The following is a 3767-nucleotide window of genomic DNA, read 5'->3' on the forward strand; positions in this document are numbered from 1 at the left end:
AGGGATGTTTCCTCGTCCCTCTTTGAATATCCCGGCTGAAACGAACAGAGTTGTCCAAGTCAAGTACACTAACCCGCATGATCGCCGCCGATAGTCACCCGCAAGGATGACCGGCACTAAATGATCATGCATGTCTTCTATTCTCCATGTGGGGCCGACCGACATCGGCAGCATGGGTTCCAGGATAGAAGGCGGGAAAGTATGCTTTTGGTTCAGAAGAAAGATCGCCTTTAGTTACCAGCTGGGCGATCGCGATTGACCTGACTGCGCTCAAGTAGCCGAATAGGCGGTAGCGCACTAAGTCGTGTCTTTCTCTTTCTGGATCAAATCAAGCGCGAGAAGGGCGTTTGGTGAATGCCTTGGCAGCAAGAGGCGATGAAAGACGTGATACTCTGCGATAAGCCATGGGGAGCTGAGAATAAGCTTTGATCCATGGATCTCTGAATGGGGCAACCCACCTGAAAGCTTCATATTGTTATCTTTGATACTCAATATGGGGTTTAAACAGGTACTTAAGACCTGAATACATAGGGTTTTAAGAGCAAACCCGGGGAACTGAAACATCTAAGTACCCGGAGGAAAGGAAATCAATTGATACTCCCCTAGTAGCGGCGAGCGAACGGGGACCAGCCGAGCCAGATAAGTGACTAGAACACGTTGGGAAGCGTGGCCATAGCGGGTGACAGCCCCGTATAGGAAGCTTTGATGGACGTATTAAGTAGGGCGGAACACGTGAAATTCTGTCTGAAGATCGGAGGACCACCTTCGAAGGCTAAGTACTCCTTGCTGACCGATAGCGAACCAGTACCGTGAGGGAAAGGTGAAAAGCACCCCGACGAGGGGAGTGAAACAGTACCTGAAACCGAACGCCTACAATCAGTCGGAGGATCCTCGAGATCTGACGGCGTACCTTTTGTATAATGGGTCATCGACTTGGTCTTACGAGCAAGCTTAAGCCGTTAGGTGTAGGCGTAGCGAAAGCGAGTCTTAATAGGGCGAATGAGTTCGTGGGATCAGACCCGAAACCGAGTGATCTAGGCATGGCCAGGTTGAAGGTAAGGTAACACTTACTGGAGGACCGAACCCACATCCGTTGAAAAGGATCGGGATGAGCTGTGCCTAGGGGTGAAAGGCCAATCAAACTCGGAGATAGCTGGTTCTCTGCGAAATCTATTTAGGTAGAGCGTCATCCGAATACCCCGGGGGGTAGAGCACTGGATGGGTAATGGGGCCCCACAGGCTTACTGATCCTAACCAAACTCCGAATACCCGGGAGTACTAGATGGCAGACACACTGCGGATGCTAACGTCCGTAGTGGAGAGGGAAACAACCCTGACCTACGACTAAGGCCCCCAATTCATGGCTAAGTGGGAAAGCAGGTGGGACGACCAAAACAACCAGGAGGTTGGCTTAGAAGCAGCCATCCTTTAAAGATAGCGTAACAGCTCACTGGTCTAAATAAGTTGTCCTGCGGCGAAGATGTAACGGGGCTCAAGCCATGAGCCGAAGTCTAGGGATGCGTAAGCATCGGTAGCAGAGCGTAGTGTGACATAGAACCTTGTCTATATTGCCGCCGGTTATGCGGCGCGAGTAATCGCGCTCAAGTAGCCGAATAGGCGGTAGCGCAGACATAGGTTCTTTCGATGAAGCCGGGGCGTGAGCCATCCGGTGGAGAGATCACTAGTGAGAATGATGACATGAGTAGCGACAAAGAGTGTGAGAGACACTCTCGCCGAAAGTCCAAGGGTTCCTGCTTAAAGCTAATCTGAGCAGGGTAAGCCGGCCCCTAAGCCGAGGCCGAAAGGCGTAGGCGATGGGAACTAGGTTAATATTCCTAGGCCAGGAGGATGTGACGGATCACAGGTGTAGTTCAATCTTATCGGATTGATTGGGCTGCTGAGTGGTTCCTGGAAATAGCCCTCCATCAGACCGTACCCTAAACCGACACAGGTGGACTGGTAGAGCATACCAAGGCGCTTGAGAGAACGATGTTGAAGGAACTCGGCAAAATACCTCCGTAAGTTCGCGAGAAGGAGGCCCGGTTCCTAGGCAACTAGGGGCTGGGGGCACAAACCAGGGGGTGGCGACTGTTTATTAAAAACACAGGGCTCTGCGAAGTCGCAAGACGACGTATAGGGTCTGACGCCTGCCCGGTGCCTGAAGGTTAAAAGGAGAGGTGAGAGCCTTGAATTGAAGCCCAGGTAAACGGCGGCCGTAACTATAACGGTCCTAAGGTAGCGAAATTCCTTGTCGGGTAAGTTCCGACCTGCACGAATGGCGTAACGACTTCCCCGCTGTCTCCAACATCGACTCAGCGAAATTGAATTGCCTGTCAAGATGCAGGCTTCCCGCGGTTAGACGGAAAGACCCCGTGCACCTTTACTACAGCTTCGCACTGGCATCAGGATTGTGATGTGCAGGATAGGTGGTAGGCTTTGAAGCGGAAACGCAAGTATCCGTGGAGCCTCCCTTGAGATACCACCCTTCGCACTCTTGATGTCTAACCGCGGTCCGTTATCCGGATCCGGGACCCTGCGTGGCGGGTAGTTTGACTGGGGCGGTCGCCTCCTAAAGCGTAACGGAGGCGCGCGAAGGTTGGCTCAGAGCGGTCGGAAATCGCTCGTTGAGTGCAATGGCAGAAGCCAGCCTGACTGCAAGACTGACAAGTCGAGCAGAGTCGAAAGACGGCCATAGTGATCCGGTGGTCCCGAGTGGAAGGGCCATCGCTCAACGGATAAAAGGTACGCCGGGGATAACAGGCTGATACTGCCCAAGAGTCCATATCGACGGCAGTGTTTGGCACCTCGATGTCGGCTCATCTCATCCTGGGGCTGGAGCAGGTCCCAAGGGTACGGCTGTTCGCCGTTTAAAGAGGTACGTGAGCTGGGTTTAGAACGTCGTGAGACAGTTCGGTCCCTATCTGCCGTGGGTGTAGGAGACTTGAGAGGAGTTGCCCCTAGTACGAGAGGACCGGGGTGAACGATCCACTGGTGGACCAGTTGTCGTGCCAACGGCAGTGCTGGGTAGCTATGATCGGACAGGATAACCGCTGAAGGCATCTAAGCGGGAAGCCCCCCTCAAAACAAGGTCTCCCTGAGGGCCGTGGAAGACCACCACGTCAATAGGCCGGAGATGTAAGCGCAGTAATGCGTTCAGTTGACCGGTACTAATCGCCCGATAGGCTTGATTTGATCCAGTAATGGAAAGACAAATCACCAAAAGCATACACTGACCTTGAGTTGGATAACGTCGCAGCGCCAAGCCGCGATGTTGGTTGATTACATAACCGAGTGGCAACGCGCCTTTTGCAAGCAAAAGACGCTGCCTGCCACCTCGTCGCTTTCCTGCAACGCAGGAAAGTCGACATGGGCTTTTCCTCGGTTTGGTGGTCATAGCGCAAGTGAAACACCCGGTCCCATCCCGAACCCGGAAGTTAAGCACTGCCGCGCCAATGGTACTTGGGCTTAAGCCCCGGGAGAGTAGGTCACCGCCAAACCTAGAAAAAGCCCACAGTCTCTCAAACACGATGAAAAGAACACTACCCGGTCTCAAGTAGCCGAATAGGCGCTAGACCAACACAAGACCTCAAGTAGCGTAAGCGATAGGTCACTTAAAGTGTCGCGGGATGGAGCAGCCCGGTAGCTCGTCAGGCTCATAACCTGAAGGTCGCAGGTTCAAATCCTGCTCCCGCAACCAACTTTAGAAAATCCCAGAGCAGCCCGCGCAGACTACAATTGATCACCCCGATCAATTGCTTAACGATCAA

Annotated in this window: 1 tRNA gene and 2 rRNA genes; all 3 read left to right on the top strand. The window is 53.1% G+C overall.

Annotation, left to right across the window (positions count from 1 at the left end):
* The first annotated feature begins 326 nt into the window (after positions 1-326).
* A 23S ribosomal RNA gene (locus ACR0BT_RS20365) occupies positions 327-3192 on the top strand.
* A gap of 190 nt (positions 3193-3382) precedes the next feature.
* Positions 3383-3497, top strand: a 5S ribosomal RNA gene (gene rrf / locus ACR0BT_RS20370).
* 123 nt (positions 3498-3620) lie between these two features.
* Positions 3621-3697: transfer RNA gene (locus tag ACR0BT_RS20375), tRNA-Met, on the top strand.
* The last annotated feature ends 70 nt before the right edge of the window (positions 3698-3767 follow it).

It is taken from the genome of Ruegeria sp. CJ6, from assembly GCF_056536665.1.